This window comes from Klebsiella sp. Ech2A, assembly GCF_030078455.1.
GTDB classification, from domain to species: domain Bacteria; phylum Pseudomonadota; class Gammaproteobacteria; order Enterobacterales; family Enterobacteriaceae; genus Klebsiella; species Klebsiella terrigena.
In genome coordinates this window covers 25,816-52,662 of the sequence record NZ_JAQGFU010000019.1, presented here as the reverse complement: position 1 = coordinate 52,662, position 26,847 = coordinate 25,816, and the positions used below count along the sequence as shown (strand labels likewise).

28 protein-coding genes and 1 other annotated feature are annotated in these 26,847 nt (G+C 57.7%); of the genes, 19 read left to right on the top strand and 9 right to left on the bottom strand.

All coding sequences use genetic code 11. The annotated features are described in order from the left end of the window. From PFH44_RS06890 to PFH44_RS06870, 5 genes are all read left to right on the top strand, one after another. On the top strand, positions 1 to 650 hold a 650-nt coding region (locus tag PFH44_RS06890; RefSeq protein WP_283824634.1), incomplete at its 5' end, for a 2-dehydro-3-deoxygalactonokinase. Beyond that, the gene (locus tag PFH44_RS06885; RefSeq protein WP_045853750.1) at positions 634 to 1,251 is read left to right on the top strand and encodes a 2-dehydro-3-deoxy-6-phosphogalactonate aldolase; all 618 of its coding nucleotides are present in this window, start codon (positions 634 to 636) and stop codon (positions 1,249 to 1,251) included. The genes PFH44_RS06890 and PFH44_RS06885, both read left to right, overlap by 17 nt. Next, positions 1,248 to 2,396 (top strand): galactonate dehydratase, encoded by a 1,149-nt coding sequence (gene dgoD / locus PFH44_RS06880; RefSeq protein WP_045853751.1) that lies wholly within the window; start codon positions 1,248 to 1,250, stop codon positions 2,394 to 2,396. Before PFH44_RS06885 ends, dgoD begins: the two co-directional genes overlap by 4 nt. A 177-nt stretch (positions 2,397 to 2,573) precedes the next feature. Beyond that, positions 2,574 to 3,911, top strand: coding sequence for an MFS transporter (locus PFH44_RS06875; protein WP_161795632.1), 1,338 nt, complete (start codon positions 2,574 to 2,576; stop codon positions 3,909 to 3,911). A 51-nt stretch (positions 3,912 to 3,962) separates the two neighbouring features. Continuing rightward, on the top strand, positions 3,963 to 5,189 hold the full coding sequence (locus PFH44_RS06870; protein WP_283824633.1) for a DUF3748 domain-containing protein: 1,227 nt from the start codon (positions 3,963 to 3,965) through the stop codon (positions 5,187 to 5,189). 1 nt (position 5,190) lies between these two features. Here the strand turns inward: PFH44_RS06870 and PFH44_RS06865 are convergent, their stop codons facing one another. Then, a complete protein-coding gene (locus PFH44_RS06865; protein WP_045853754.1) occupies positions 5,191 to 5,523 on the bottom strand; it encodes a YceK/YidQ family lipoprotein in 333 nt (110 codons plus the stop codon). A gap of 239 nt (positions 5,524 to 5,762) precedes the next feature. Then, positions 5,763 to 5,837: a sequence feature (ROSE (Repression Of Heat Shock gene Expression) occurs in the 5'-region of heat shock genes and acts as an RNA thermometer to modulate expression.), on the top strand. On the opposite strand from PFH44_RS06865, the gene ibpA reads away from it, so the two are divergent. The 3 genes from ibpA (at position 5,831) to PFH44_RS06850 (ending at position 8,637) form a co-directional block, all read left to right on the top strand. Beyond that, positions 5,831 to 6,244, top strand: coding sequence for a small heat shock chaperone IbpA (ibpA, locus tag PFH44_RS06860; RefSeq protein ID WP_041143322.1), 414 nt, complete (start codon positions 5,831 to 5,833; stop codon positions 6,242 to 6,244). It overlaps the preceding feature by 7 nt. A 112-nt stretch (positions 6,245 to 6,356) precedes the next feature. Beyond that, positions 6,357 to 6,785, top strand: a complete 429-nt coding sequence (ibpB, locus tag PFH44_RS06855; RefSeq protein WP_283824632.1) for a small heat shock chaperone IbpB — start codon at positions 6,357 to 6,359, stop codon at positions 6,783 to 6,785. Positions 6,786 to 6,975: 190 nt separating this feature from the next. Beyond that, positions 6,976 to 8,637 carry a putative transporter gene (locus tag PFH44_RS06850; protein WP_283824631.1) on the top strand — a complete coding sequence of 554 codons (1,662 nt, stop codon included), beginning with the start codon at positions 6,976 to 6,978 and terminating at the stop codon, positions 8,635 to 8,637. Here the strand turns inward: PFH44_RS06850 and PFH44_RS06845 are convergent. Next, the gene (locus tag PFH44_RS06845) at positions 8,584 to 9,351 is read right to left on the bottom strand and encodes a GntR family transcriptional regulator (RefSeq protein ID WP_041143319.1); all 768 of its coding nucleotides are present in this window, start codon (positions 9,349 to 9,351) and stop codon (positions 8,584 to 8,586) included. The two genes, PFH44_RS06850 and PFH44_RS06845, sit on opposite strands and share 54 nt — an antisense overlap. Before the next feature lie 298 nt (positions 9,352 to 9,649). Here PFH44_RS06845 and PFH44_RS06840 point away from each other — a divergent pair, with 298 nt between their 5' ends. The 5 genes from PFH44_RS06840 to PFH44_RS06820 all read left to right on the top strand — a co-directional run bounded on the left by PFH44_RS06840 (position 9,650) and on the right by PFH44_RS06820 (position 13,898). Further along, positions 9,650 to 11,272 (top strand): alpha-glucoside-specific PTS transporter subunit IIBC, encoded by a 1,623-nt coding sequence (locus PFH44_RS06840; protein WP_283824630.1) that lies wholly within the window; start codon positions 9,650 to 9,652, stop codon positions 11,270 to 11,272. After that, a complete protein-coding gene (locus PFH44_RS06835) occupies positions 11,269 to 12,591 on the top strand; it encodes a 6-phospho-alpha-glucosidase (RefSeq protein WP_045853758.1) in 1,323 nt (440 codons plus the stop codon). Before PFH44_RS06840 ends, PFH44_RS06835 begins: the two co-directional genes overlap by 4 nt. A 107-nt stretch (positions 12,592 to 12,698) precedes the next feature. Further along, positions 12,699 to 13,046 (top strand): YidH family protein, encoded by a 348-nt coding sequence (locus PFH44_RS06830; RefSeq protein WP_045853759.1) that lies wholly within the window; start codon positions 12,699 to 12,701, stop codon positions 13,044 to 13,046. Positions 13,047 to 13,053: 7 nt separating this feature from the next. Continuing rightward, complete coding sequence (locus tag PFH44_RS06825) at positions 13,054 to 13,398, top strand: DUF202 domain-containing protein (RefSeq protein WP_045853760.1); 345 nt, start codon at positions 13,054 to 13,056, stop codon at positions 13,396 to 13,398. 59 nt (positions 13,399 to 13,457) lie between these two features. Continuing rightward, on the top strand, positions 13,458 to 13,898 hold the full coding sequence (locus PFH44_RS06820; protein WP_283824636.1) for a radical SAM protein: 441 nt from the start codon (positions 13,458 to 13,460) through the stop codon (positions 13,896 to 13,898). A gap of 7 nt (positions 13,899 to 13,905) precedes the next feature. Here the strand turns inward: PFH44_RS06820 and dsdA are convergent, their stop codons facing one another. Then, positions 13,906 to 15,234 (bottom strand): D-serine ammonia-lyase, encoded by a 1,329-nt coding sequence (dsdA, locus tag PFH44_RS06815; protein WP_283824629.1) that lies wholly within the window; start codon positions 15,232 to 15,234, stop codon positions 13,906 to 13,908. Between the two features lie 17 nt (positions 15,235 to 15,251). Further along, the gene (dsdX, locus tag PFH44_RS06810) at positions 15,252 to 16,589 is read right to left on the bottom strand and encodes a D-serine transporter DsdX (protein WP_237372191.1); all 1,338 of its coding nucleotides are present in this window, start codon (positions 16,587 to 16,589) and stop codon (positions 15,252 to 15,254) included. 226 nt (positions 16,590 to 16,815) lie between these two features. Here dsdX and dsdC point away from each other — a divergent pair, with 226 nt between their 5' ends. Continuing rightward, on the top strand, positions 16,816 to 17,745 hold the full coding sequence (gene dsdC, locus PFH44_RS06805) for a DNA-binding transcriptional regulator DsdC (RefSeq protein ID WP_045853764.1): 930 nt from the start codon (positions 16,816 to 16,818) through the stop codon (positions 17,743 to 17,745). A gap of 62 nt (positions 17,746 to 17,807) precedes the next feature. Here dsdC and emrD read toward each other — a convergent pair whose 3' ends face one another. The 4 genes from emrD to tisB form a co-directional block, all read right to left on the bottom strand. Beyond that, entirely contained in the window at positions 17,808 to 18,992 is a 1,185-nt protein-coding gene (emrD, locus tag PFH44_RS06800) for a multidrug efflux MFS transporter EmrD (protein WP_045853765.1), read from the bottom strand. A gap of 175 nt (positions 18,993 to 19,167) precedes the next feature. Beyond that, positions 19,168 to 20,001 carry a DMT family transporter gene (locus PFH44_RS06795; RefSeq protein WP_283824628.1) on the bottom strand — a complete coding sequence of 278 codons (834 nt, stop codon included), beginning with the start codon at positions 19,999 to 20,001 and terminating at the stop codon, positions 19,168 to 19,170. A 69-nt stretch (positions 20,002 to 20,070) separates the two neighbouring features. Further along, the gene (locus PFH44_RS06790) at positions 20,071 to 20,517 is read right to left on the bottom strand and encodes a GNAT family N-acetyltransferase (protein ID WP_128876859.1); all 447 of its coding nucleotides are present in this window, start codon (positions 20,515 to 20,517) and stop codon (positions 20,071 to 20,073) included. Between the two features lie 88 nt (positions 20,518 to 20,605). Further along, positions 20,606 to 20,695 (bottom strand): type I toxin-antitoxin system toxin TisB, encoded by a 90-nt coding sequence (tisB, locus tag PFH44_RS06785; protein ID WP_072051767.1) that lies wholly within the window; start codon positions 20,693 to 20,695, stop codon positions 20,606 to 20,608. Between the two features lie 575 nt (positions 20,696 to 21,270). Between tisB and ivbL the strand changes: the two genes are divergently transcribed. The 3 genes from ivbL (at position 21,271) to ilvN (ending at position 23,447) form a co-directional block, all read left to right on the top strand. Next, positions 21,271 to 21,363, top strand: a complete 93-nt coding sequence (gene ivbL / locus PFH44_RS06780) for an ilvB operon leader peptide IvbL (protein WP_283824635.1) — start codon at positions 21,271 to 21,273, stop codon at positions 21,361 to 21,363. A 101-nt stretch (positions 21,364 to 21,464) separates the two neighbouring features. Then, a complete protein-coding gene (gene ilvB, locus PFH44_RS06775) occupies positions 21,465 to 23,153 on the top strand; it encodes an acetolactate synthase large subunit (RefSeq protein WP_283824627.1) in 1,689 nt (562 codons plus the stop codon). 3 nt (positions 23,154 to 23,156) lie between these two features. Further along, a complete protein-coding gene (ilvN, locus tag PFH44_RS06770) occupies positions 23,157 to 23,447 on the top strand; it encodes an acetolactate synthase small subunit (RefSeq protein WP_283824626.1) in 291 nt (96 codons plus the stop codon). 1 nt (position 23,448) lies between these two features. On the opposite strand, the gene PFH44_RS06765 is transcribed toward ilvN, so the two are convergent. Continuing rightward, positions 23,449 to 24,240 carry a DeoR family transcriptional regulator gene (locus PFH44_RS06765; RefSeq protein WP_045853769.1) on the bottom strand — a complete coding sequence of 264 codons (792 nt, stop codon included), beginning with the start codon at positions 24,238 to 24,240 and terminating at the stop codon, positions 23,449 to 23,451. Positions 24,241 to 24,575: 335 nt separating this feature from the next. Here PFH44_RS06765 and rbsK point away from each other — a divergent pair, with 335 nt between their 5' ends. Next, positions 24,576 to 25,496, top strand: a complete 921-nt coding sequence (gene rbsK / locus PFH44_RS06760; protein WP_041143306.1) for a ribokinase — start codon at positions 24,576 to 24,578, stop codon at positions 25,494 to 25,496. Positions 25,497 to 25,522: 26 nt separating this feature from the next. Beyond that, entirely contained in the window at positions 25,523 to 26,839 is a 1,317-nt protein-coding gene (gene fucP / locus PFH44_RS06755; protein WP_283824625.1) for an L-fucose:H+ symporter permease, read from the top strand. The last annotated feature ends 8 nt before the right edge of the window (positions 26,840 to 26,847 follow it).

Below are 26,847 nucleotides of genomic sequence, written 5' to 3'. Positions count from 1 at the left end.
CTCCTTACTTACCGGTTCCTGCCCATTTTTCGGCGATTTGCCAACATTTAACCGCCGTTGGCGACAATATCTGGATCGTTCCCGGCCTTAGCGTCTCCCGGGAAGATAACCGCAACGTGATGCGCGGCGAAGAGACGCAGCTGCTCGGCGCGCGCGCGATCGCCCCCTCATCGGTCTATGTGATGCCCGGCACCCACTGCAAATGGGTGCAGGCCGATCGCGAGCAAATTCTTGATTTTCGTACCGTGATGACCGGCGAACTGCACCATTTACTGCTGCAACACTCGCTGGTGGGCGCCGGTCTCCCACGGCAGGAAACCTCCGCGGCGGCATTTTCTGCCGGCCTCGAGCGCGGGCTGAACTCGCCCGCCGTGTTAGCGCAGCTCTTTCAGGTTCGCGCTTCGCACGTTCTCGGCACGCTGCCGCGCGAGCACGTCAGCGAGTTTTTATCCGGTCTGCTGATTGGCGCTGAGGTTGCCACTATGAGCGAAAGCGTGATTGGCCAGCAGATTACCCTCGTTGCCGGAGAGGCGTTGGCGAACCGCTACCAGCAGGCGCTGGCCACATTTGGTCGTCAGGCGACGGTCGTTTCCGGCGATACCGCATTTCAGGCAGGTATAAGGAGCATCATATATGCAGTGGCAAACTAAGCTTCCGCTGATCGCAATTCTGCGCGGCATCACGCCGGAAGAGGCGCTGGCGCACGTGGGCGCCGTTATCGACGCGGGATTCGATGCCGTCGAAATTCCGCTGAACTCGCCCCGCTGGCAGCAAAGCATTCCGGCCATCGTCGAGGCGTTTGGCGATCGGGCGCTGATTGGCGCAGGCACCGTGCTGCAGCCGGAGCAGGTTGACGAGCTGGCGAAGATGGGCTGCCGGCTGATCGTTACGCCCAATATTCACGCTGAGGTTATTCGCCGCGCGGTGGGCTACGGCATGACCGTCTGTCCCGGATGTGCGACCGCCACCGAGGCCTTCACCGCGCTCGATGCGGGTGCCAGAGCCCTGAAGGTGTTCCCGTCCTCCGCTTTTGGCCCGGATTACATCAAGGCGCTGAAGGCCGTTTTACCGCCAGAGGTCCCCGTTTTCGCCGTCGGTGGCGTCACGCCGGAGAACCTGGCGCAATGGATTGATGCCGGCTGTATCGGTGCCGGACTGGGGAGCGATCTTTATCGTGCCGGACAGTCCGTTGAACGCACCGCCCGCCAGGCTGCCGAATTTGTTAAAGCGTATCGAGAGGCTGTGCAATGAAAATAACCAAACTGACTACTTACCGTTTACCGCCGCGGTGGATGTTCCTGAAAATTGAAACCGATGAAGGCGTTGTTGGCTGGGGCGAGCCGGTCATTGAAGGGCGCGCGCGCACCGTTGAAGCGGCGGTACATGAGCTGGGAGAATACCTGATTGGCCAGGACCCGGCGCGTATTAACGACCTGTGGCAGGTGATGTACCGCGCCGGTTTCTATCGCGGCGGCCCTATTTTGATGAGCGCCATTGCCGGTATCGATCAGGCGCTGTGGGATATCAAAGGAAAAGTGCTGAATGCGCCGGTATGGCAGCTGATGGGCGGCCTGGTGCGGGACAAAATTAAAGCCTACAGCTGGGTTGGCGGCGATCGCCCGGCGGAAGTTATCGATGGCATTAAAAAGCTGCGCGGGATTGGCTTTGATACCTTCAAATTAAACGGCTGCGAAGAGATGGGGGTTATTGATAATTCCCGCGCGGTAGACGCAGCGGTGAATACCGTGGCGCAAATCCGCGAAGCCTTCGGCAATGAAATTGAGTTTGGTCTTGATTTCCACGGCCGCGTCAGCGCGCCGATGGCCAGGGTGCTGATTAAAGAGCTGGAGCCGTATCGTCCGCTATTTATTGAGGAGCCGGTACTGGCCGAGCAGGCGGAATATTATCCAAAACTGGCGGCGCAAACGCATATTCCGCTCGCGGCGGGTGAACGTATGTTCTCGCGTTTCGAATTTAAGCGGGTATTGGAGGCGGGCGGCCTGGCCATTCTGCAGCCGGACCTGTCGCACGCCGGGGGGATCACCGAATGCTATAAAATTGCCGGCATGGCCGAGGCCTATGACGTGGCGCTGGCGCCGCACTGTCCGCTGGGCCCGATCGCCCTGGCCGCCTGCCTGCACGTCGATTTCGTCGCCCGCAATGCGGTCCTCCAGGAACAAAGCATGGGCATCCACTACAACAAGGGCGCGGAACTGCTCGACTTTGTGAAGAATAAAGAAGACTTCAATATGGAAGGCGGCTTCTTTAAACCGTTAACGAAGCCGGGGCTGGGTGTGGAAATTGATGAAGCCAGAGTGATTGAGCTCAGTAAAAATGCGCCGGACTGGCGTAATCCATTGTGGCGTCATGAGGATGGTTCCGTCGCCGAATGGTAATGTGCGTCATGCTTTGCACCGGTGATGCGTTGGCTGCATTTTCTGACCCCAGTTACATACTAACGTATGCTCCAGGGAGTGTGAAAAGTTGCCGCCTTTCCCCGGCACAAATTATTTAGCGCATTACGCTTAAGTTATTAATAAAAATTCAAATAAACCCTCTGTAAATTACAGGGCATGGTGAGCGGTTTCGCTATGCCCAAAATCTGGAGACAGATTGCTATGGATATTTCAGTGACTGCTGCAAAACCCGGTCGTCGTCGTTATTTGACGCTGGTCATGATCTTTATTACCGTTGTTATTTGCTACGTTGATCGGGCGAATCTTGCCGTCGCGTCAGCGCATATTCAGGAAGAGTTTGGGATTAGCAAAACGGAAATGGGCTATATTTTTTCGGCTTTTGCCTGGCTATATACGCTGTGTCAAATTCCCGGCGGCTGGTTCCTCGACCGCGTCGGTTCGCGAATGACCTACTTTATTGCCATTTTTGGCTGGTCGGTGGCGACGCTATTTCAGGGCTTTGCCACGGGGCTGATGTCGCTGATTGGTCTGCGAGCGATTACGGGTATTTTTGAGGCCCCGGCTTTCCCGACCAACAACCGCATGGTGACCAGCTGGTTCCCGGAGCACGAGCGCGCCTCGGCGGTCGGCTTCTACACCTCCGGTCAGTTTGTGGGGCTGGCGTTCCTGACGCCGCTGCTGATCTGGATCCAGGAGCTGCTGAGCTGGCACTGGGTGTTCATCGTCACCGGCGCTATCGGTATTGTCTGGTCGTTAGTTTGGTTCAAGGTCTACCAGCCACCGCGCCTGACTAAAAGCATCAGCAAGGCCGAGCTGGATTATATTCGCGACGGCGGCGGCCTGGTGGACGGCGATGCGCCGGTCAAAAAAGAGGCGCGGCAGCCGATGACCGCGGCCGACTGGAAGCTGGTATTCCATCGCAAGCTGGTCGGCGTCTACCTCGGGCAGTTTGCCGTCACCTCCACGCTGTGGTTTTTCCTGACCTGGTTCCCGAACTACCTGACTCAGGAAAAGGGGATCACCGCGTTAAAAGCGGGCTTTATGACCACGGTGCCGTTCCTTGCCGCATTCGTTGGCGTGCTGCTCTCGGGCTGGCTGGCGGACCGGCTGGTGCGAAAAGGCGTCTCGCTGGGCGCCGCGCGTAAAACGCCCATTATCTGTGGGCTGCTGATATCGACCTGTATTATCGGCGCGAATTACACCAACGATCCGGTGTGGATTATGACCCTGATGGCCATCGCCTTCTTCGGCAACGGCTTTGCTTCTATCACCTGGTCACTGGTGTCATCGCTGGCGCCGATGCGCCTGATTGGGCTGACCGGCGGCGTGTTTAACTTTGTCGGCGGTCTGGGGGGGATCACCGTTCCGCTGGTCATCGGTTACCTGGCGCAGGGATATGGCTTTGCGCCTGCTCTGGTTTATATTGCCGTCGTGGCCCTGATTGGCGCGCTTTCCTACATCGTGCTGGTGGGCGATATTAAACGTGTAGGCTAATTCTTGCCGATACTATACCCTGATGCGAACGCCGTGCATCAGGGTAGTCCTATGAAACAAATCACTTTTGCCTCTCGTCATCATCAGTTGACCAATACGCGCGTCTGGACTGCGGACAGCCAGTGGCTGGTTTTTGACGTCCGTCCGTCCGGAGCCTCCTTCACCGGGGAGACGATTGAGCGGGTCAACGTCCACACCGGCGCGGTAGAGACAATCTATCGCGCTCAGCAGGGCGCCCACGTTGGCGTAGTGACCGTTCATCCAACGAAAGATGCCTACGTTTTTATTCACGGACCCGAACATCCGGATGAGAGCTGGCGGTATGATTTCCACCACCGCCGCGGCGTGGTGTCGTTTCAGGGTGAGTGCCGTAACCTCGATGCGATGGATATCACCGCCCCCTATACCGCAGGCGCGCTGCGCGGCGGTAGCCACGTCCATGTTTATAGTCCTGATGGTCAGCGGGTCAGCTTTACCTATAACGATCACGTGATGCACGAGCGCTCGCCCGCGCTGGATCTGCGCAACGTAGGGGTAGCGGTGCCCTATGGCCCGGTGGTTCCGAGCGGGCAGCATCCGCGTGAATACGGCGGCAGCCACTGGTGCGTGCTGGTCAGCCGGACGACGCCTGAGCCGGCGCCGGGCAGCGATGAAATCAACCGCGCTTATGAAGAGGGCTGGGTCGGTAGCCACGCCCTGGCCTTTATCGGCGACACGCGATCGGCAGAGGGTGAAAAGGTCCCCGAACTGTTTATCGTCACCCTGCCGGATAGCGAACAAGGCTGGAAGCAGCAGGGCGACGCGCCGCTGGCGGGTACCGAGACGACGCTGCCCGCGCCGCCGGCCGCGGTGATGCAGCGGCGCCTGACCTTTACCCACGACCGCCGCTATCCCGGATTAGCCACCGCGCCGCGCCACTGGGTGCGGGCTAACCCGCAGGCGACGGAGATTGCGTTTCTGATGCGCGATGATGCCGGCGTGGTTCAGCTGTGGCTGATTTCGCCGCAGGGTAGCGGCCTGCGGCAGCTCACCGCTAATCGTTCGGATATTCAGTCGGCGTTTAACTGGCACCCGTCGGGCGAATGGCTGGGATTTGTGCTGGAGAATCGGATTGCGCTTTGCCACGCGCGGTCGGGGGCGGTGAGCTTTTTGACGGCTGAGGGAGAAAGCGCGCCTTCAGCGGATGCGATCGTCTTTTCGCCGGATGGCAAATATCTGGCATGGATGGCGGAGGTGGACGGCTATCGTCAGCTGTGGACCACCGAAGTTACGCCTTAGATCAAGGGGTTGTCATTGATGCTGGCGGGATAACCGAATTGGTCGCCAGCGTCTCTCTTTCGCTTTTTTCTACGCGCGATTTTATCGAGCTATCGGTACGGAACATATCCCACGGCAGCAGCAGCGTGTCCATCACCGCGGTGAGGGGCATATCTATTGCCACCAGGGATTTTGTGCCCCAGTTGGCATCGCTGTTGCCCAGCATCTGCGCGCTGGCTCGCGTTCCCGGGTAGGTTCCTTCCTTGCCGCCGGTATGAGACATCACGCTGGAGCAACCGCTCAAGCCTACCATTCCGCCGAACAGGACCAGCTTTAACAGACCGCTTTTCATCATTCTTCCATTATTGTTTCGGGCATTGAGATAACCATTTATCGGTTATATCGAGCCATCCTCTGAATGCATAGCGTTATTGCGCCGCACTGTGGCAGGCATCGCATTTTGCCTTTTGTGCTACCCCCAGTCTAAGCAATCGTCGGCAAACTGCAAAAAAAATTGCGGCATTCGTCTTGAAAAGCGCGTCGGGAAACCCATTTTAGAAACGTGGCCCGATGAGAATACGCCTGCGGGGTATTCCGGGTAATAACGACCTGTCCATGATGGAAGGTCATAAAACTCTCGCTGATTTCAGGAGCTATTTATTATGCGTAATTTCGATCTCTCTCCGCTGTATCGTTCTGCTATTGGTTTTGACCGCCTCTTTAATCTGTTAGAAAACAATCAGAGCCAGAGCAATGGCGGCTACCCTCCGTACAACGTCGAGCTGGTAGACGAAAACCATTACCGCATTGCGATCGCCGTTGCCGGCTTTGCCGAAAGCGAGCTGGAGATCACCGCCCAGGACAATCTGCTGATCGTCAAAGGTGCCCATGCCGGTGAGCCGAAAGAGCGTACCTACCTCTATCAGGGCATCGCCGAGCGCAACTTTGAGCGTAAATTCCAGATCGCGGAAAACATCCACGTTCGCGGCGCAAACCTGGTGAACGGTCTGCTGTATATCGAACTGGAACGCGTGATCCCGGAAGCGGATAAACCGCGCCGTATCGAAATCAACTAATCCCGTCGGGTCGCCCGCGCGGCCCGATATTAAAACTTGCTCGCCGTCAGGGGGCAGATGCGGGTTAACCAACCCGCGGTATTCACTCGCTTCTTAGAAGGAGAAACACATTATGCGTAACTACGATTTATCCCCGCTGCTGCGTCAATGGATCGGTTTTGACAAACTGGCCAACGCTCTGCAAACCGCCGGTGAAAGCCAGACCTTCCCACCTTATAACATCGAAAAAAGCGACGATAACCACTATCGCATTACCCTTGCGCTGGCCGGTTTCCGTCAGGAAGATCTGGATATTCAGCTGGAAGGTACGCGCCTGAGCGTGAAGGGTACGCCGCAGCAGGCGGAAAAAGAGACGAAGTGGCTGCATCAGGGGCTGGTAAGCCAGGCCTTTAGCCTCAGCTTTACGCTGGCCGAAAATATGGAAGTCTCCGGAGCCACCTTTAATAACGGTTTGTTGCATATCGATCTCACCCGCAATGAACCGGAAGCGGTCATCCCGCAGCGGATCGCCATTAGCGAGCGTCCGGCGCTTAACAGCTAATCTGACCCCCTCATCAAAGCCCCGATCCGTCGGGGCTTTTTTTTGCCGTGCAGCGTTGAAATGATCCGGCAGAAATAGCCTCTACGCGCTTTCGATGACCCGCTGATTATTGTGCGCCAGGCTGCATACAGGCCCGGAGGCTTGGGCCATAATCCCTGTCATTACTAATGTTATTCACAGGGAAAAGACGATGAGTGATATAGCATTGACCGTCAGCGTCCTGGCGCTGGTTGCGGTCGTCGGATTGTGGATCGGCAATGTCAAAATTCGCGGCGTGGGTTTTGGCATTGGCGGCGTGCTGTTTGGCGGTATTATCGTCGGCCACTTTGTCGACCAGGCCGGCGTGACCCTCAGCGGTCCCATGCTGCACTTTATTCAGGAATTTGGCCTGATCCTCTTCGTTTACACCATCGGTATCCAGGTTGGGCCGGGGTTCTTTGCCTCTCTGCGCGTCTCAGGGCTGCGGCTCAACCTCTTTGCTATCCTCATCGTTATTCTCGGCGGCCTGGTGACCGCGGTGCTGCATAAGCTTTTTAATATTCCGCTGCCGATAGTCCTCGGCATTTTCTCCGGGGCGGTCACCAATACCCCGGCGCTGGGGGCCGGGCAGCAGATCCTGCGCGACCTTGGCGTGCCGCTCGACGTGGTAGACCAGATGGGGATGAGCTATGCCATGGCCTATCCGTTTGGCATTTGCGGCATTTTGCTCACCATGTGGCTGGTGCGCCTGTTCTTTCGCGTCAACGTCGACAAAGATGCCCAGCAGTTTGACGAGAGCAGCGGTAACGGCCATGCGCTGCTGCAGACCATTAACGTCCGCGTTGAAAACCCTAATCTGAACAATATGGCGATTCAGGATGTGCCGATGCTCAACAGCGACAGGCTGATCTGTTCGCGCCTGAAGCGCGATGAGCTGCTGATGGTCCCGGCTCCGGGCACGCTGATCCAGACCGGCGACCTGCTGCATCTGGTGGGGCGCCCGGAGGATTTACACAATGCGCAGCTGGTTATCGGCAAGGAGGTCTCCACCTCGCTCTCCACCCGCGGTACCGATCTGAAAGTCGAACGGGTGGTGGTGACCAGCGAGAAAATCCTCGGCAAGAAGATCCGCGATCTCAACTACAAGCAGCGCTATGACGTGGTTATCTCCCGGCTTAATCGCGCCGGCGTGGAGCTGGTGGCCAGCAGCCACGCCAGCCTGCAGTTTGGCGATATCCTTAACCTGGTGGGGCGCCCGGAAGCAATTGACGCGGTTGCCGCTGAGCTGGGTAACGCGCAGCAAAAACTGCAGCAGGTTCAGATGCTGCCGGTCTTTATCGGCATTGGTTTAGGGGTGCTGCTGGGTTCTATCCCGCTGTTTATTCCAGGTTTTCCCGTTGCGCTTAAGCTGGGCCTGGCCGGCGGGCCGCTGATTATGGCGCTGATCCTCGGGCGAATCGGCAGCATCGGCAAGCTCTACTGGTTTATGCCGCCCAGCGCCAACCTTGCGCTGCGCGAGCTCGGGATCGTGCTGTTTTTGGCGGTTGTTGGCCTGAAGTCGGGCGGTGATTTTATCCTGACGCTGACCCACGGCGACGGCCTGAGCTGGATAGCCTACGGTATTTTCATTACCGCCATTCCGCTGCTGACGGTCGGGGTTCTGGCGCGAATGCTGCTGAAAATGAACTATCTGACCCTCTGCGGCATGCTGGCCGGTTCAATGACCGATCCCCCGGCGCTGGCCTTCGCCAACAACCTGCACGCCACCAGCGGCGCGGCGGCGCTGTCTTATGCCACGGTTTACCCGCTGGTGATGTTTTTACGCATCATCACCCCGCAGCTCCTCGCCGTGCTGTTCTGGGGGATGAGCTAACGGACTATCGAGGTGGACGCGGCGTAAGTGGTAGTCCACCTGATACTCGCTGGCGTTGCGAAACATAACGGAATAATTGAGAAATTCGCCGCTGTCGCTGTAGGAGAGCGAGGTGATGCGCAGCAGCGGCGTCTGCTCAGGGACATTCATCGATTTTGCCAGCTGCTTGTCCGCCAGCACCGGGGAGAGGCTCTCATAGTTACCGCTAATCGTTAGCCCGCACTCCTTCTCGATGTAGTCAAATTTTGACCCCTCGAGATGCACCAGCGACAGGTTACGAAACAGTTTGACCGGCATATAGCTGTCTTCCAGCATCAGGGACTTTCCGTCCACGTAGCGCACGCGTCGTGAGAAATAGATCCGCTCGTTAATCTGAATCCGCAGCTGGCTGGCAATCGCGGGCGGCGCGGGCATCACCTCGAAAATCAGCACCTGGCTGACCACCTCTTTCCCCTGCTGGCGCAGCACCTCGGCCAGGCCGGTCAGGTTGGTGGTTTCATGGTGCACATCTTTGCGCGCAACGTAGGTGCCGCTACCGTGGCGACGTACCACCAGCCCCCAGTTCACCAGCAGGTCGATGGCTTTGCGAATGGTCATCCGCGCGACGCCAAACTCCTGCGCCAGCTTTTTCTCTCCCGGCAGCGGGCTGCCGATATTGAAATCCGATGAATTGAGCCGCAGACGCAATCTTTCAGCAATAGATTTGTAGATCACCAGTAGACCTCTATTCCAGTATCAGAGGTAATTATCAAACCTCTGTTTCGTATTTAAAATCATTAAATTACATATGAATACGCTGACATTTTTACAGGCTGGAGATGGGTGGCATTGTTGTTGTCTATGTTTTATTCCAAAAGTAGACAACATCGCTGTAATTAAAACCATGAAAGCGATCACGAATCGCACCGACATTGCATGTTGGATGACGGGTAAATTCCTATTCTCGCTTTAGGCCGATACTCAAGACAAATAAGGCCTCTAACCCTACTGGTTGTTAAATGAGGATTTTAAAATGCTCAGTCAAATACAACGTTTTGGCGGCGCCATGTTTACCCCGGTTTTGCTGTTTCCGTTTGCCGGGATCGTGGTCGGGATTGCCATTATGTTGCGCAACCCGATGTTTGTCGGCGAAGCGCTTACGGCCCCCGATAATTTATTTGCGCAAATCGTTCACATTATTGAAGAGGGCGGCTGGACGGTATTTCGTAATATGCCGCTGATTTTCGCCGTCGGCCTGCCGATTGGCCTCGCTAAACAGGCGCAGGGCCGGGCCTGTCTCGCGGTGCTGGTCAGCTTCCTCACCTGGAACTACTTCATTAACGCGATGGGGATGACCTGGGGCCATTTCTTCGGCGTCGACTTCTCCGCCGAACCCACCGCCGGCAGCGGCCTGGCAACGATCGCCGGAATTAAAACGCTGGATACCAGCATCATTGGCGCAATTGTTATTTCCGGCTTCGTGACCGCGATTCATAACCGCTATTTTGATAAACCGCTGCCGGTTTTCCTCGGTATTTTCCAGGGCTCTTCGTTTGTCGTCATCGTGGCATTCCTGGCGATGATCCCCTGCGCCTGGCTGACGCTGCTCGGCTGGCCGAAGGTGCAGATGGGTATTGAATCTCTGCAGGCGTTTTTACGCTCGGCCGGGGCGCTCGGGGTCTGGGTTTATATTTTCCTTGAGCGGATCCTGATCCCAACCGGCCTGCACCATTTTGTCTACGGTCCGTTTATCTTCGGCCCGGCGGTGGTGGAAGGCGGCATCCAGATGTACTGGGCGCAGCATCTGCAGGAGTTCAGTCAGAGCACCGAGCCGCTGAAGGCCCTGTTCCCGGAAGGCGGCTTCGCCCTGCACGGCAACTCGAAGGTCTTTGGCTCGGTGGGTATTGCGCTGGCGCTCTACTTTACCGCCGCCCCGGAAAACCGCGTCAAGGTTGCCGGCCTGCTGATACCGGCCACCCTGACCGCCATGCTGGTCGGCATTACCGAACCGCTGGAGTTCACCTTCCTGTTTATCTCTCCGCTGCTGTTCGCCGTGCACGCCGTGCTGGCGGCGACGATGGCGACGGTGATGTATATGTGCGGCGTGGTAGGCAATTTTGGCGGCGGTTTGCTGGATCAGTTCCTGCCGCAAAACTGGATCCCGATGTTCCACAACCACGCCTCGATGATGTTTATCCAGATCGGCGTCGGGGCATGCTTCACCGGTATCTACTTCGTTATTTTCCGCACCCTGATCCTGCGCCTCAACCTGAAAACGCCGGGACGGGAAGAGAGTGAAATCAAGCTCTACAGCAAGGCCGACTACCAGGCGGCGCGCGGCAAAACCAGCGCCGCGGGCGCGACGGAGACCAAGCTCGGCCAGGCCGCAGGCTTCCTGCAGGCGCTGGGCGGGGCGAGCAATATCGAGAGCATCAATAACTGCGCCACCCGACTGCGTATCACGCTGGTCGATATGGCGAAAACGCAAAGTGACGACGTCTTTAAAGCGCTGGGCGCCCACGGAGTGGTGCGGCGCGGCAACGGAATTCAGGTCATCGTTGGCCTGCACGTTCCTCAGGTTCGCGACCAGCTTGAAACCCTTATCAAAGATTCTCTACAGACCGAACAAAACACCATGACGGAGGCAGTATCATGAAGAAATTCTCAGTTGTTATCGCAGGCGGCGGCAGTACCTTTACCCCGGGCATCGTATTAATGCTGTTAGCGAACCAGGACCGTTTCCCGCTGCGGGCGCTGAAATTTTATGACAACGACGGCGCGCGGCAGGAGACTATCGCCGAAGCCTGTAAAGTTATTCTCAAAGAGCAGGCGCCGGATATTGAGTTCAGCTACACCACCGACCCGCAGGCGGCCTTTACCGACGTGGATTTCGTGATGGCGCACATTCGCGTCGGTAAATATCCGATGCGTGAAAAAGATGAAAAAATCCCGCTGCGTCACGGCGTGCTGGGCCAGGAAACCTGCGGACCTGGCGGCATCGCCTACGGTATGCGCTCTATCGGCGGCGTGCTGGAGCTGGTGGACTACATGCAAAAATATTCGCCGAACGCGTGGATGCTTAACTACTCCAACCCGGCGGCCATCGTGGCAGAAGCGACCCGCCGCCTGCGCCCGGATGCGAAAATCCTCAACATTTGCGATATGCCGATCGGCATCGAAGGGCGAATGGCGCAAATCGTCGGCCTGAAAGACCGCAAGCAGATGCGCGTGCGCTACTACGGCCTTAACCACTTCGGCTGGTGGACGTCGATTGAGGATCTGCAGGGTAACGACCTGATGCCAAAACTGCGTGAACATGTCGCTAAATATGGCTACGTTCCGCCGTCAAACGACCCGCATACCGAAGCGAGCTGGAATGATACCTTTGCCAAGGCAAAAGATGTGCAGGCGCTGGATCCGGACACCATGCCGAACACTTACCTGAAGTATTATCTGTTCCCGGACTATGTGGTGGCGCACTCCAACCCTGAGCGCACCCGCGCAAACGAGGTCATGGATCATCGCGAGAAAAACGTCTTCACTGCCTGCCGGGCTATTATTGCCGCCGGTAAATCCTCTGCCGGCGATCTGGAGATCGACGAGCACGCCTCGTACATCGTTGACCTCGCGGCGGCGATTGCCTTCAACACCCAGGAGCGCATGCTGCTGATTGTGCCGAACAATGGCGCTATCCATAACTTTGACGCCGACGCGATGGTCGAAATTCCGTGCCTGGTTGGCCATAACGGGCCGGAGCCGCTAACGGTGGGCGACATCCCGAACTTCCAGAAAGGGATGATGGGCCAGCAGGTGGCGGTCGAAAAGCTGGTGGTCGATGCCTGGGAACATCGCTCCTACCACAAGCTGTGGCAGGCGATTACGCTGTCGAAAACCGTGCCGAGCGCCTCCGTTGCGAAGGCTATCCTTGATGACCTGATTGCGGCCAATAAAGAGTACTGGCCAGAGCTGCACTAATCCCTCCCTCTAACCGGCATCCGTTGGGTGCCGGTTTTCCCTCTTCCCCTGTTCGCGATGAATTAGGCTATGCTGGAGCCTGGCCGTGGCACGAACAAGGAACCCTGATGAAAATCTCCCGCGTGGGTGAAGCGCCGGATTACCGCTTTTCACTCGCTAATGAACGTACCTTTCTCGCCTGGATCCGCACGGCACTGGGCTTTCTCGCCGCCGGGGTCGGCCTCGATCAGCTGGCGCCCGACTTTGCCACGCCGCTGATCCGCGAGGTGCTGGCGCTGCTGCTGTGCCTGTTTGCCGGTGGCCTGGCCATTTACGGCTATCTGCGCTGGCTGAGTAATGAAAAGGCGATGCGTCTGAAGCAGGATCTGCCCTACACCAGAACGCTGCTGGCGATCAGCATTCTGCTGCTGCTTGTGGTCGTGGTGGTGACGGGACTGGTGCTCTACGGTGGATAGGCGACGGATGCGGCGGGAGCGCGACCCTGGCCTGCAGCCGGAGCGCACGTCGCTGGCCTGGTTTCGCACGCTGCTGGGCTACGGGGCGCTGATGGCGCTGGCTATCAAGCATAACTGGCACAGCGCGGGGGCGCTGTTCTGGCTGTCGATTGGCGTGCTGGTTGCCGTAGCCATTATTCTCTGGCGCTATACCCGCAGCCGCAACCTGATGGATATCAGCGAGAGCGATTTTGCACAATCCCGGGCGGTACGTGACAAATTTTTGATCTCCCTCGCAGTGCTTTCGCTGGCGTTAATGTTTGCTGTAACTCATCTACGGCAGATTGTTTTATTCATTAAGGATGTGACATGACAGGACGTTGCCACAGGAGGAGTGCCGCAGAGAGAGAGCTGAAGGTACTGGACGTCAATATTTATCGCCATCACTGCCTGAGCCCGCAGGAATATTATCACCAGCTACGCCAGCAGGGCGTTTCAGCGATCCGCTTTGTTCCGCAGCTTCAGCCACAGGATGCCGAGGCCTGGGGGGATTTTCTGTGCGCGGTTTTTGCCATTTGGGTACGCGAGGATATCGGCCGGATGGTGATTTTGCCCTTTGAGAGCGCTCTGCGCGGCTGGTGCGGGGAAGCGGTGCGTCCCGCCGGTGCGCCGGTTACGCCGGATTGTCGCGACTGTCCGTGGCTGAGGTTATGCGGCGGTGATTGCCCGCCGCTGAATGCGCAAAATAGCCCAAACCCGCTGTGCGCGGGCTATCGCCAGTTTTACAGCATGAGCGCGCCCTATATGCGCGTCATGCGTGACTTACAAAGCCAGCAGCGCTCGCCCGCCGAGCTGATGCCGCTGCTGCGCTGACGACGGGCTAGCGGCCCTTCGCCAGGTACTGCGCCATCTCTTCTTCCGGCACCATGCCGCCGCCGGTGGCCCACACCAGGTGGGTGGCGTTCTGCATCTGCTCCGGGCTAAAGCCGTGCATCTGCTGGTACGCCGCGCTGGCGCACACGCGCTGCGGCCCGGCCATGCCCGCCAGCGCCGAAGGCTCGAGGCGGATATTCTCCGCCTGCGCCAGCCAGCCCAGCATGTCGTACATCGTCTGGTCGTCGAGGGTATAGAGGCCGTCGAGCAGGCGCTCCATTGCCCGGCCGACGAATCCCGACGCGCGGCCAACGGCGAGCCCGTCGGCGGCGGTGAGGTTATCGATACCTAAATCCTGGACCGCAATCGCGTCGTGCAGCCCGGTATAGACCCCGAGCAGCATGCAGGGAGAGTGGGTCGGTTCGGCGAAGAAGCAGCGCACGTGGTCGCCGAAGGCCAGCTTGAGGCCAAACGCCACCCCGCCAGGGCCACCACCCACGCCGCATGGCAGATAGACGAACAGCGGATGGTCGGCATCGACCACCCGGCCCTGCTGAGCAAACTGGGCCTTCAGACGCTCGCCGGCAACGGCGTAGCCGAGGAACAGCGTGCGCGAGTTTTCGTCGTCGATAAAGAAGCAGTTAGGGTCTGATTCGGCGGCTTTACGCCCCTGCTCAACCGCCACGCCGTAATCCTGATCGTACTCCACCACCGTCACGCCGTGGCTGCGCAGCTTGGCTTTTTTCCACGCCCGGGCGTCGGCGGACATATGCACGGTGACCTTAAAGCCGATGCGCGCGCTCATGATGCCAATCGACATTCCGAGGTTCCCGGTGGAGCCGACGGCGATGCTGTACTGGCTGAAGAACTGTTTAAATTCAGGCGTTAGCAGCCTGCTGTAGTCGTCCGCAGCGGTGAGCAGACCGGCTTCCAGCGCCAGCTTTTCCGCATGGGTCAGCACCTCATAAATGCCACCTCGCGCTTTAATTGAGCCGGAGATGGGCAGATGGCTGTCCTTTTTCAGCAGCAGCTCGCCCGCCACCGGCTGCGCAAATTCCTGCTCCAGCCGCGCCTTCATGGCCGGGATTGCCACCAGCTCGGATTCAATTATCCCGCCGGTAGCCGCGGTTTCCGGGAAAGCCTGCGCCAGATACGGCGCAAAGCGATCGAGGCGGGCGCGGGCGTCCTGGACGTCTTCGCCGGTCAGGCCGACGTAGGGTAACCCCTCGGCCAGAGCGGTGGTTGCCGGGTTAAACCAGGCGGTTTCTTTCAGGGCAATCAGATCCTTCAGCAGCGGGAACTGTGCGATTAAAGTGGTCATGTCAGCGTTTTTCATATTACGTCTCTTGGCGCTCAGATGATGAAAGAAAGCAGGAACGTGCAGGCCAGCGCAAGTAAGGATGCGATAAATGTGGCCGTTGTATAGTATTTAAACGTCTCGCTCAGGCTCGCTCCGCAGTATTGTTTGACCAGCCAGAACAGGGAATCGGTGACGATCGTGCAGCCAATTGCGCCAGAACCGATGGCAATGGCGATGATCTCCGGACTCACGCCGGGATAAAGCGGCAGCATCGGAGCAACGATGGCGGTTGCGCCCATCATCGCGACGGTGGCCGAGCCGACCGCCGCGTGCAGGATCAGCGCCACCAGCCAGGCCAGCAGGATGGGGTGCATATGCAGGTTCGACAGGATCACCGCCAGCGAGTCCGCCAGGCCGCTGGTTTTCAGTATCGCGTTGAACGCGCCGCCGGCGCCGATAATCAGCAGGATATTGGCAATTGAACCAAAGCCGTTCTCGGTATGGGTCAGTAGGACGCTCATTCCGAGATGCTGACGGATGCCGAGAATGTAGTAAGCCACGAAGACGGCAATAAACATGGCGGTGATCGGGTTACCGATAAACTCCAGCAGCATGTACAGCGTGCCGCCCCTGGTCATATTCAGCTCGGCAACGGTTTTTACCAGCATCAGCGCGATAGGCAGCAGGATAGTAAAGAGCGTAGCGCCGAGCGACGGCAGCGTCTCTTCCTGACGAACTTCCAGGTTAGAAAACTCGGCGGGAACCGGCTTAAACGGCAGGCGATTGCCGAGGAGCTTAAGGAACAGAGGGCCGCCAACCAGCGAGGCCACCAGCCCGACCAGCAGGCCGTAGACGATAACCGTCCCGATATCGGCGCCGAGCTTATTGGCAACGAACAGCGCGGCCGGATGCGGCGGAACCACGCAGTGGACGGCCATCAGCGCGGTACACAGCGGAATCGCCAGCTTCAGCAGCGAGGTGTGGGTCTTTTTGGCAATGGAGAATGCCAGCGGGATCAGCAGCACGACGCCAACTTCCACAAACAGCGTAATCCCGCAAATCAGGCCCACCAGCACCATAATGACGTCAACCGATAGCCAGCGGCAGCGCTGGAGCGTCAGGCCGATACGCTCTGCGGCGCCGGAGACCTCCATCATTTTACCCAGGATAGTGCCGAGGCCGATGACCGCCGCAAGGAAGCCCAGGGTTCCGCCAATCCCGCTTTCAATGGCGTTCACCATATCCAGCGGGCTCATCCCCATCATTGCGCCGACAAAAAAGCTGGCTAACAGCAGCGCCAGGAAGGGGTGAAACTTCAGTTTGACTATAGTTAACACGATCAGCACGATGCTTATCAGCAGCGTGCTCACAACCCAAATCTGCGACTCCATACCCCACCTCGCCTGTGAATAATCTGCGCTTATTGAACAGAAAAACGCCACCGGCTGACAAACGATATAATTGGCTCTTCAGGTGAATTAGATTGAATCAAATGAGTGATTGATGTCTAAAAATGGCGTTGTTTTTCGTTATGGGTCACTTTTATTCATCTTTAAGGCGGCGATAGGCGGCCGTTTTCTTTACAATCAGCGCTGATAAAATCGGGGGAGACGCAGGATGGATGCGCAACAAGAGAGGGGTAACCGGCTGCTCAACGGCTGGCAGCTGTCAAAGCTCTATACCTTTGAGGTGGCCGCGCGGCACGAATCTTTTGCCCTGGCGGCGGAAGAGCTATCGTTGACGCCCAGCGCGGTGAGCCACCGCATGAACCAGCTTGAAGAGGAGCTGGGTATTCAGCTGTTCGTGCGCTCGCACCGCAAGGTGGAGCTGACCCACGAAGGCAGGCGGGTGTTCTGGGCGCTCAAGTCATCCCTCGATAGCCTCAATCAGGAGATCCTGGATATCAAAAATCAGGAGCTGTCCGGCACCCTGACGGTCTACTCGCGGCCGTCGATTGCCCAGTGCTGGCTGGTCCCGGCGCTGGGCGACTTTACCCGCCGCTACCCGTCGATCTCGCTGACCGTGCTGACCGGCAACGATAACGTCAATATGCAGCGCGCCGGCATCGACCTGGCTATCTACTTCGACGATTTGCCGTCATCGCAGCTCAGCCACCACTTTCTGATGGACGAGGCGATTGTGCCGGTATGCAGCCCGGACTATGCCCGCCAGCACCAGCTGCAGCAGAATCCCGATAACCTCCAGCACTGCACGCTGCTGCACGATCGCCAGGCCTGGAGCAACGACTCCGGCACCGACGAGTGGTTTAGCTGGGCGCAGCAGTTTGGGATGACTATGCCGCAATCGTCGGGGATTGGCTTCGATCGTTCCGATTTAGCGGTGATAGCGGCGATGAACCACGTCGGCGTGGCGATGGGGCGCAAAAGGCTGGTGCAAAAGCGGCTGGAAAGCGGGGAGCTGATCGCGCCGTTTGGCGAAATGACGCTGAAATGCCACCAGCACTACTATGTGACCACGCTCCCGGGCCGCCAGTGGCCAAAAATCGATGCCTTTATCCACTGGCTGCAGAGCCGGGTGCAGGCTTAGCAGCCGGATGGGGAGCCCAGGCAGGACGCATCGCGACCGGCCCGGGGAGAATCGCCGAAGCCCTAAACCGGCTGCTGATGGCGGCTAAAGCGTGACGCCAGCGGCAGCCAGCACAGCATAATCAGCAGCCCCATCAGCATCATCAGCAATCCGAGGCTGCCCTGGCCGGTCTGCGGCATCATGGCCGATAGCCAGGCCAGGACGCCGGAGCCGATATTCTGCAGGCCGCCAACCAGCGCGCCGGCGGTACCGGCGAGGAACGGGAACGGCTCCATTGCGCCGCTGGTTGCCAGCGGAAACAGCATGCCGGCACCGAAGAAGAACAGCGCGGCCGGCACCAGCAGCGTCCAGACGGTCATGACGCCCATCAGCCCCGGGATCCACATCATAATTCCCGCCAGCAGGCAGCAAATCACCGATTGCCACATCAGCGTCGGGAAGCGCTTGTTCTGACGCCCGGCGAACCAGGCGCCGAAGAAGGCCGCCGGGATCGGCAAAATAAACAGGATGCTGACCGCCATGCTGCTCAGGCCCAGCACGGCGCCCATCAGCACGCCGGAGCAGGCCTCGAAAACGGCAATTCCCGCGAGGCCGCCAACCAGCATCAGCAGATAGCAGTTGAACGCGCCGTTGCCGAAAAGCGTTCTGTAGCTGGTGGCGAGGCGGGTTCGCGGCGCGCCGGCCGGGCGGGTTTCCGGCATCCAGCGCGCCATGCTGAAGGTCACCACGGCGCACAGTACCAGCAGGAAGGCGTAGCAGGCGCGCCAGCTCCAGAGGGTATTGAGGATCCCGCCAAGCAGCGGTGCCAGCAGCGGGCTGACCAGAATCCCCATATTTAGCAGGCTGTTGGCGTGCCTGAGCTGCGCGCCTTCGTATAGATCGCGCGGCAGGGTACGCGCCATGACGCCGCCGACGCCGGTGCCCATGCCCTGAATCGCGCTGGCGACAATCAGCACCGTCAGGCTATGGGTGGTAATGGCAACCAGCGTCGCCAGCATAAAGATAGACATGCCGACCAGAATCACCGGGCGTCTCCCCACGCGGTCGGACAGCGGCCCGTAAAAGAGCTGCGATACGCCGTAGGTCAGCAAGTAGGCCGCCATCACGCTCTGCACGGCGCCCTCGCGGGCGTTGAGCGAGACGGCCATGTCGGCAATCGCCGGAATATATATGGTCTGCGCCATCTGGCCAACGGCCACCAGCACGACCAGCATCAACAACAAATTGAAGTTCTTATGCCGTTTCATGTCGATGAATACTTTGTTAGTAGAGATAAATGAAGAATATGTGACTGGCACATCCGGTAAACGATGGAGGAATCTACCACATAAAAATGACAGAACAACCACCCGGCGGCGATTGTCGGGGAATTAAAGGCAGGTTTTGTAAACAATAATCGGCAACTAATGTTGCCATGATCCGCTAAGAGAGGCGCAGCAGGATCGCGCCGGCCGCGATGCCGCAGGCGGCGGCAATGCGCAGCGGTATGACCCGCTCTTTAAGCAGCACGAAGGCGATGAGCGCGCCGAACAGAATCGAGGTTTCACGCAGCGCGGCAACCACCGCCAGCGGCGCCTGGGTCATGGCCCACAGCGCCAGGCCGTAGGAGCCCATGGTGCTGACGCCTCCGAGCAGCCCCTTGTGCCAGTGCTGGCGCAGATAGCGGCTGACTTCACGCCGACGAGCGATCGTCGCCCAGCCCAGCAGGCAGCTTCCGTTCATCAAAAAGGACCACAGCGTGTAGCCCAGCGCAGAGCCGGAGAGCCTGACGCCGGTACCATCAACCAGGGTATAGCCGGCAATAAAGCAGGCGTTAATCAGCGCCAGCACCACGCCGCGGCGCGAGCTGGCGCGCCCGTTGTAGGCCATCGCCAGGATCGCCAGACAGATGACTCCGATGCCCGCCCATGCCAGAGGGGAGAGGCGGTCGCCGAGGAATGCAACGCTCACTATCGCCACCAGCAGCGGCGCCGTGCCGCGCATCAGCGGATAGGTCTGGCTCATGTCCGACACCTGGTAGGTTTTTGCTACCAGCACGGTGTAAACCACCTGCAGAGCGCTGGAAAGCAGCAGATACGGCGCGCTGGCGAGGGTCGGCTGCGGTGCGAAAGGCAGCAGCAGCAGGGCAATAACCGCCGCCGAACCGCTCACGCTGATTGCCGCGTACATCTTATCGCCGCTCGCCTTGACGATCGCATTCCAGCTAGCGTGCAGCAGGGCGGCGAACAGCAGAATGCAGAAAACGTTTATCGTCATCAGGGTGGGGCACTGTCGGGACAAGGTAGTGAAACTGTAACATGCGTCATTTCGCCCAGCCAGAGGCGGCTACAGCGAGCAGAACAGGCGATGCGTTACCCGCGGCTCATCGTAAACCGGACGAAACCCCAGGCTTTCATAGAACGGCCACGCCGACGACGGCGCGTGGGTATTAAGAAAATCGAACCAGGTGCCGGAATGGGTGATAACCGCCACCAGCAGCTGCTGCCCGACGCCCTGGCGCCGGTAGCGCTCGCCGATGTACAGATGACGAATGCGCCCGGCCCGCGGCTGCTGGCTGTAGGCGTCAGCGTTCAGCCCACAAACGCCCACCAGCTCTCCACCACGGAAGGCCCCAAGCAGCTTTTCTCCCGGCGCGTTAAAGCGGTTTTCTCCGCTCTGCCAGTTCTCCGCCAGGCGGCGCAGCATATTAAAGTGCTGGGCGAGGCTTTCGCTACGCAGGGCGAGAAAGCCGGCGTCGTCCGGCGTGGTGGCAGCAATCAGCAGCGGTGGCATACGTTTCTCCATCAGTTGGCGCAGGTAAAGGGAGACCTCCTGTAGAGGGGCGGTTTCCCGCCCCTCTCAGGTGCGACCTGAACCTGAATCAGCGGAACTGTTTCAGGACAGCATCAAGCAGTTGCAACAGGGCAACCATGAGTTTCAGGATAAGAACAATAATATCCATCGTGCCCATACGCGTCTCCTCGGTAAAGGAGCACAGCCGGCTGGCGTACCTTTCCGCCGCCTGTTGCCAGCCAGGGTCTACGCCGCCTGCCTGAACACGTTGCCGTGCCCGGAAGGCATTAGCGTATTTGTTGACGTAACACAGTGTGCTCTTTCAGGGTTAAGGCGCTGACGGCACCACCCGTTTCAGCCAGGACTTGATTGCGCCGGTAAACATGCGGCCCCCGAATGGCACAGAGTGAACGCTTTCAGTATAAGCATTCACTGTATAAATAAACAGTATTTTTCTCGACAAAAATCCACCGCCGATCCATACTCTATTTTATGAAAAACCCTGGCTAAAATTGCGTGAACTTCCGCGAACGCGTATACTTTTGCCGTTGACGTAATACAGTGTGCTTGCGGTTACCAGCCGCAAAAATGCTGAAAAAAACCTCGCTGCGGCGGGGTTTTTTGCTTTCTGACGCCGGGTTAAAAAATTGTGATCCTCTGCGCAAATTTCCGTGGTTGAAAATAAATCCATTGTTTAATGGCCGCGGCTGTGTTTGTATAAATTCAGTTAATTTTTCGACTCAAAGGCCCCTAATGAACGCTTCCATGCTGACTTCGACCCTACTAAAAACCGCGCCTGCCGCGGTGGTCGTCGTGCGTGTGGTGGTCGTCGGCAATGCGCCGTAGGGTCCGGAACAACACGATTCCAAACCCCGCCGGCGCAAACCGAGCGGGGTTTTTTTTCGACCCTCGCCCGGTAGGTCGGCTCAGAATAAAAGGACTGGAGCATGGCAAGTTCGGGCACAGCATCACACAAAATGCGCTTTACCGGCGCGCAGTTAGTTGTTCATTTACTGGAACGTCAGGGGATCACCACGGTAACGGGTATTCCGGGCGGCTCTATTCTTCCGGTTTACGACGCGTTAAGCCAAAGCAAGCAGATTCGCCATATTCTGGCGCGTCACGAGCAGGGGGCCGGATTTATCGCCCAGGGCATGGCGCGCACCGAGGGCAAGCCGGCGGTTTGTATGGCCTGCAGCGGCCCGGGGGCGACGAACCTGATCACCGCCATCGCCGACGCGCGTCTGGATTCAATCCCGCTGGTCTGCATTACCGGCCAGGTGCCGGCCTCGATGATCGGCACCGATGCGTTCCAGGAAGTCGATACCTACGGCATCTCTATCCCCATCACTAAGCACAACTACCTGGTTCGCGACATTGCCGAACTGCCGCAGGTGATAAGCGACGCTTTTCGCATTGCGCAGTCCGGGCGCCCGGGGCCGGTGTGGATAGATATTCCTAAGGACGTACAGACCGCAACCATCGAACTGGACGTATTACCCGAGCCCGGCGTTCGCACGGCGGCGCCTGAGTTTGACGGCGCCAGCGTACGCGAAGCGGCGGCGATGATTAATGCCGCTAAGCGCCCGGTGCTCTATCTGGGCGGCGGGGTGATGAATGCTCCGGAGCAGGTCCGCCAGCTGGCGGAAAAAGCCAACCTGCCGACCACCATGACCCTGATGGCGCTGGGCATGCTGCCAAAGGCGCACCCGCTGTCGCTGGGCATGCTCGGCATGCACGGCGCGCGTAGCACCAACTTTACGCTGCAAGAGGCTGATTTACTGATTGTTTTAGGCGCTCGTTTTGATGACCGGGCGATTGGTAAAACCGAGCAGTTCTGCCCGAATGCGCAGATTATTCACGTCGATATCGACCGCTCCGAGCTGGGCAAAATCAAACAGCCGCACGTCGCAATCCAGGGCGATGTTGCCGAGGTTCTGGCGCAGCTGATCCCACAGGTTGAAGCGCAGCCGCGCAGCGAATGGCGCCAGCTGGTTGCCGATCTGCAGCGCGAGTTCCCGTGCACCATCCCGCAGCAGCAGGACCCGCTCTCTCATTACGGTTTGATCAATGCCGTCGCCGCCTGCGTGGATGATGAAGCGATTATTACCACCGACGTCGGCCAGCACCAGATGTGGACCGCGCAGGCCTATCCGCTGAATCGCCCCCGCCAGTGGCTGACCTCAGGCGGCCTGGGTACGATGGGCTTTGGCCTGCCGGCGGCGGTTGGCGCAGCCCTGGCGAACCCGCAGCGGAAGGTTATCTGCTTCTCCGGCGACGGCAGCCTGATGATGAACATTCAGGAGATGGCCACCGCCGCTGAAAATCAGCTCGACGTAAAAATCATACTGATGAACAACGAAGCGCTGGGCCTGGTGCATCAGCAGCAGAGCCTGTTCTACCCGCAGGGCGTGTTTGCCGCCACCTATCCGGGGATGATTAACTTTATGCAGATTGCCGCCGGCTTCGGCCTGCAAACCTGCGACTTAAATCATGAAGCCGATCCGCAGGCGGCGCTGCAGGCGATAATTGACCGCCCTGGCCCGGCGCTGATTCATGTGCGAATCGATGCCGAAGAAAAAGTTTATCCGATGGTACCGCCGGGTGCGGCAAATACAGAAATGGTGGGGGAATAAACCATGCAACAGCAGACTCATGACAACGTTATTCTGGAACTCACCGTACGCAACCACCCTGGGGTCATGACCCATGTTTGCGGCCTGTTCGCCCGTCGCGCCTTCAACGTGGAAGGTATCCTCTGCCTGCCGATTCAAAACAGCAATCAGAGCCACATTTGGCTGCTGGTCAATAACGACCAGCGTCTCGAGCAGATGATCAGCCAAATCGACAAGCTGGAAGACGTCGAGAAGGTGACGCGCAATCAGTCCGTTCCTTCCATGTTTAATAAAATCGCCGTCTTTTTCGAGTGAACTAGTCGCTCGTCGAATCCGGCGTGATGACTTTTACCGACCCGTTCCGGCAGTGCAGGGCGTAGTCTGCCGGCAGGGGACGATCGCTGATCAGGACATCAAAGGCCGATAGCGGGGCGATGCTCGCGGGCGCGACCTCATCGAACAGCGCGTAGCGTGCGAGCAGGATTTTGCGTAACCCGCGATCCAGCGCCTTACGTTTAGTGGTGAGATCGTCGGGGTTAAACCAGCTCACGCCAAAATGGTCGTGCACGCCGCTGGCGGAGATAAACACCTTCCGCGGATTCAGTGAATCGAGCGCCGAGGGGTTGTTGGCATCATAAAACGCATCGCTCTTGGCCCGATAGGTGCCGCCGCAGAGGATCGCGGTGGCGTTAGGCTTTTCATTCAGCGCCGCAAACACCCGGTGCGAATAGCAGATCCCGGTAAAGGTAATGTCATCCGGGATCATGCCAATCACCAGCGGCATCTCGCTGCCGTTATCGAAAAAGACCAGGTCGTTTTCGCTGACCAGCCCGGCGGCGAGGATGGCGACGGATAAATCGTCCCGGTGGTGGGGGCTTTTGCCCGCCGGCGGAGCGCCGACCGAGGGCGATGAGGGCTTGTTCACCATCACCACGTAGCCGCCCAGCAGCGTCAGCGGCAGCGGTTCGTCATTCTCGAGGCTGAGATCCCGACGAATGGTCATTACCGAAACTTCCAGCATCCGCGCGGCTTCTTTAAGATGAATGCGGTCGGTTTTCTTGAGCAGCTCCATCAGACGCCGGATACGTTCTTTTTGCTTTGTTTCCATTCACCTTCTCCGCGAGTTTGGGCGAAAATGTTCCTTTAGTAACATTATTCGTTCGTCGAAACATTCTGCATTCACACTACTATACTGTGGGCTATCAAGAATTAAAAGCGGGGAAGAACGCGACCCTATAATTATAACTATTTTATTTTCAACATCTTATTGTTGATGTCCGTATTGGTTGTGTTACGAGCATGAAGAGCCCCTGAACGAGGCTGGTTGTTAAATAAACAGGCTGTGATTCTGCAATCGCGATCCTGGTCACAAATGATACGAAAGTAACATGATAATGTTACTATAATATCATTGTTATATGATTGTTTCTAAGGGGTAGTAAAATGGATATCGCGGTTATCGGCTCAAATATGGTGGATCTGATCACCTACACCAATCAGATGCCTAAAGAGGGGGAAACCCTCGAGGCGCCCTCTTTTAAAATTGGCTGCGGCGGTAAAGGCGCCAACCAGGCCGTCGCGGCAGCCAAGCTTAACTCCAAAGTCCTGATGCTGACCAAGGTTGGCGACGACATCTTTGCCGATAACACGATTCGTAACCTCGAGTCCTGGGGCATCAATACGACCTACGTTGAAAAAGTCCCCTGTACCAGCAGCGGCGTGGCGCCGATTTTTGTTAACGCCAACTCCAGCAACAGTATTCTGATTATTAAAGGCGCCAATAAGTTTCTCTCCCCGGAGGATATTGACCGCGCTGCCGAAGATTTAAAAAAGTGTCAGCTGATTGTTTTACAGCTTGAGGTTCAGCTGGAAACGGTTTATCACGCCATTGAGTTTGGTAAAAAACACGGCATCGAAGTCTTATTAAATCCGGCGCCAGCGCTGCGTGAATTAGATATGTCCTATGCCTGCAAATGTGACTTTTTCGTCCCTAATGAAACCGAGCTTGAAATATTAACCGGACTCCCCGTGGATACTTACGATAATATTCGCGCCGCCGCCCGCAGCCTCGTCGAAAAAGGGCTTAACAATATTATTGTCACCATGGGTGAGAAAGGTGCGCTATGGATGACGCGCGATCGGGACGTTCACGTTCCGGCGTTTAAGGTCAGCGCGGTTGATACCAGCGGCGCCGGCGACGCCTTTATCGGCTGTTTTGCGCATTACTACGTCCAGAGCGGCGATGTTGAAGCCGCGATGAAAAAAGCCTCGCTCTTTGCCGCCTTCAGCGTCACCGGCAAAGGTACCCAATCGTCTTATCCCAGTATTGAGCAATTCAATGAATATCTGGCGTTAAACGAATAACCCTCTGCACTGTAAAAGGTAGCACTATGAACGATAAAAATATCGTTCAGATGGCCGATGGCTATCTGAATAAAACCCCTCTGTTCCAGTTTATTTTGTTATCCTGTTTATTCCCGCTATGGGGATGCGCTGCGGCATTAAATGATATTTTAATCACGCAGTTTAAAAGCGTATTTGCGTTGAGTAACTTTGCCTCGGCGCTGGTACAAAGTGCGTTTTATGGCGGTTATTTTTTAATTGCCATTCCAGCCTCGTTAGTGATTAAAAAAACCAGCTATAAGGTGGCGATTTTAACCGGCCTGACGCTTTATATCGTCGGCTGTACGCTCTTTTTCCCGGCCTCGCACATGGCAACCTACACCATGTTCCTGGCCGCGATTTTCGCCATTGCTATCGGCCTGAGCTTCCTTGAAACGGCGGCGAACACCTACAGCTCAATGATCGGGCCAAAAGCGCAGGCGACGTTGCGCCTGAATATCAGCCAGACCTTCTATCCGATTGGCGCCGCTGCCGGGATCCTGCTGGGCAAATATCTGGTCTTTTCCGACGGTGAAAGCCTCGAAAAACAGATGGCGGGCATGAACGCCGAGCAGATCCATAACTTTAAAATCCTGATGCTGGAAAACACCCTTGAGCCCTACAAGTACATGATCATGGTACTGGTGGTGGTAATGGTGCTGTTCTTGCTGACCCGCTTCCCGACCTGCAAAGTGGCGCAGACGGCGAATCATAAGCGTCCGTCGGCGCTCGACACTCTGCGCTACCTGGCGAGCAACGCCCGCTTCCGTCACGGGATTATCGCCCAGTTCCTCTACGTCGGTATGCAGGTCACCGTCTGGTCGTTCACGATTCGCCTGGCGCTTGAGCTGGGGGATATCAACGAGCGCGATGCCTCAACCTTTATGGTCTACAGCTTCGCCTGCTTCTTCATCGGCAAGTTCATTGCCAACATCCTGATGACGCGCTTCACGCCGGAAAAGGTGCTGATTATCTACTCGGCGATCGGCGCGCTCTTCCTCGCCTACGTGGCGCTGGCGCCGAGCTTCAGCGCGGTGTACGTGGCGGTGCTGGTGAGCGTTCTGTTTGGACCCTGCTGGGCAACCATCTATGCCGGGACCCTCGATACGGTTGATAACGAGCATACCGAAATGGCCGGAGCGGTGATTGTGATGGCGATTATCGGCGCGGCGGTGGTGCCGGCGATTCAGGGCTACGTTGCGGACATGTTCCACTCCCTGCAGGTGTCGTTCCTGGTGCCGATGCTGTGCTTCATCTACGTGGGCGTCTACTTCTGGCGTGAGTGCAAAGCGCGCCGCGCCCTGACCGAAGCGACGGCCTCCTGAGGAAAATC

Excerpts from the sequence above, each read along its gene's own strand:
- PFH44_RS06850 (WP_283824631.1), top strand. The coding sequence starts at position 6,976 with ATGAGTGATATAGCATTGACCGTCAGCGTCCTGGCGCTGGTTGCGGTC.
- ilvN (WP_283824626.1), top strand. The coding sequence starts at position 23,157 with ATGCAACAGCAGACTCATGACAACGTTATTCTGGAACTCACCGTACGC.
- ibpB (WP_283824632.1), top strand. The coding sequence starts at position 6,357 with ATGCGTAACTACGATTTATCCCCGCTGCTGCGTCAATGGATCGGTTTT.
- PFH44_RS06790 (WP_128876859.1), bottom strand. The coding sequence starts at position 20,517 with ATGCCACCGCTGCTGATTGCTGCCACCACGCCGGACGACGCCGGCTTT.
- PFH44_RS06865 (WP_045853754.1), bottom strand. The coding sequence starts at position 5,523 with ATGATGAAAAGCGGTCTGTTAAAGCTGGTCCTGTTCGGCGGAATGGTA.
- emrD (WP_045853765.1), bottom strand. The coding sequence starts at position 18,992 with ATGAAACGGCATAAGAACTTCAATTTGTTGTTGATGCTGGTCGTGCTG.
- PFH44_RS06885 (WP_045853750.1), top strand. The coding sequence starts at position 634 with ATGCAGTGGCAAACTAAGCTTCCGCTGATCGCAATTCTGCGCGGCATC.
- PFH44_RS06830 (WP_045853759.1), top strand. The coding sequence starts at position 12,699 with ATGAAAATCTCCCGCGTGGGTGAAGCGCCGGATTACCGCTTTTCACTC.
- tisB (WP_072051767.1), bottom strand. The coding sequence starts at position 20,695 with ATGGGCACGATGGATATTATTGTTCTTATCCTGAAACTCATGGTTGCC.
- PFH44_RS06870 (WP_283824633.1), top strand. The coding sequence starts at position 3,963 with ATGAAACAAATCACTTTTGCCTCTCGTCATCATCAGTTGACCAATACG.
- ilvB (WP_283824627.1), top strand. The coding sequence starts at position 21,465 with ATGGCAAGTTCGGGCACAGCATCACACAAAATGCGCTTTACCGGCGCG.
- dgoD (WP_045853751.1), top strand. The coding sequence starts at position 1,248 with ATGAAAATAACCAAACTGACTACTTACCGTTTACCGCCGCGGTGGATG.
- dsdX (WP_237372191.1), bottom strand. The coding sequence starts at position 16,589 with ATGGAGTCGCAGATTTGGGTTGTGAGCACGCTGCTGATAAGCATCGTG.
- PFH44_RS06765 (WP_045853769.1), bottom strand. The coding sequence starts at position 24,240 with ATGGAAACAAAGCAAAAAGAACGTATCCGGCGTCTGATGGAGCTGCTC.
- PFH44_RS06840 (WP_283824630.1), top strand. The coding sequence starts at position 9,650 with ATGCTCAGTCAAATACAACGTTTTGGCGGCGCCATGTTTACCCCGGTT.
- PFH44_RS06795 (WP_283824628.1), bottom strand. The coding sequence starts at position 20,001 with ATGACGATAAACGTTTTCTGCATTCTGCTGTTCGCCGCCCTGCTGCAC.
- rbsK (WP_041143306.1), top strand. The coding sequence starts at position 24,576 with ATGGATATCGCGGTTATCGGCTCAAATATGGTGGATCTGATCACCTAC.
- dsdA (WP_283824629.1), bottom strand. The coding sequence starts at position 15,234 with ATGAAAAACGCTGACATGACCACTTTAATCGCACAGTTCCCGCTGCTG.
- PFH44_RS06825 (WP_045853760.1), top strand. The coding sequence starts at position 13,054 with ATGCGGCGGGAGCGCGACCCTGGCCTGCAGCCGGAGCGCACGTCGCTG.
- dsdC (WP_045853764.1), top strand. The coding sequence starts at position 16,816 with ATGGATGCGCAACAAGAGAGGGGTAACCGGCTGCTCAACGGCTGGCAG.
- fucP (WP_283824625.1), top strand. The coding sequence starts at position 25,523 with ATGAACGATAAAAATATCGTTCAGATGGCCGATGGCTATCTGAATAAA.
- ibpA (WP_041143322.1), top strand. The coding sequence starts at position 5,831 with ATGCGTAATTTCGATCTCTCTCCGCTGTATCGTTCTGCTATTGGTTTT.
- PFH44_RS06835 (WP_045853758.1), top strand. The coding sequence starts at position 11,269 with ATGAAGAAATTCTCAGTTGTTATCGCAGGCGGCGGCAGTACCTTTACC.
- PFH44_RS06875 (WP_161795632.1), top strand. The coding sequence starts at position 2,574 with ATGGTGAGCGGTTTCGCTATGCCCAAAATCTGGAGACAGATTGCTATG.
- ivbL (WP_283824635.1), top strand. The coding sequence starts at position 21,271 with ATGAACGCTTCCATGCTGACTTCGACCCTACTAAAAACCGCGCCTGCC.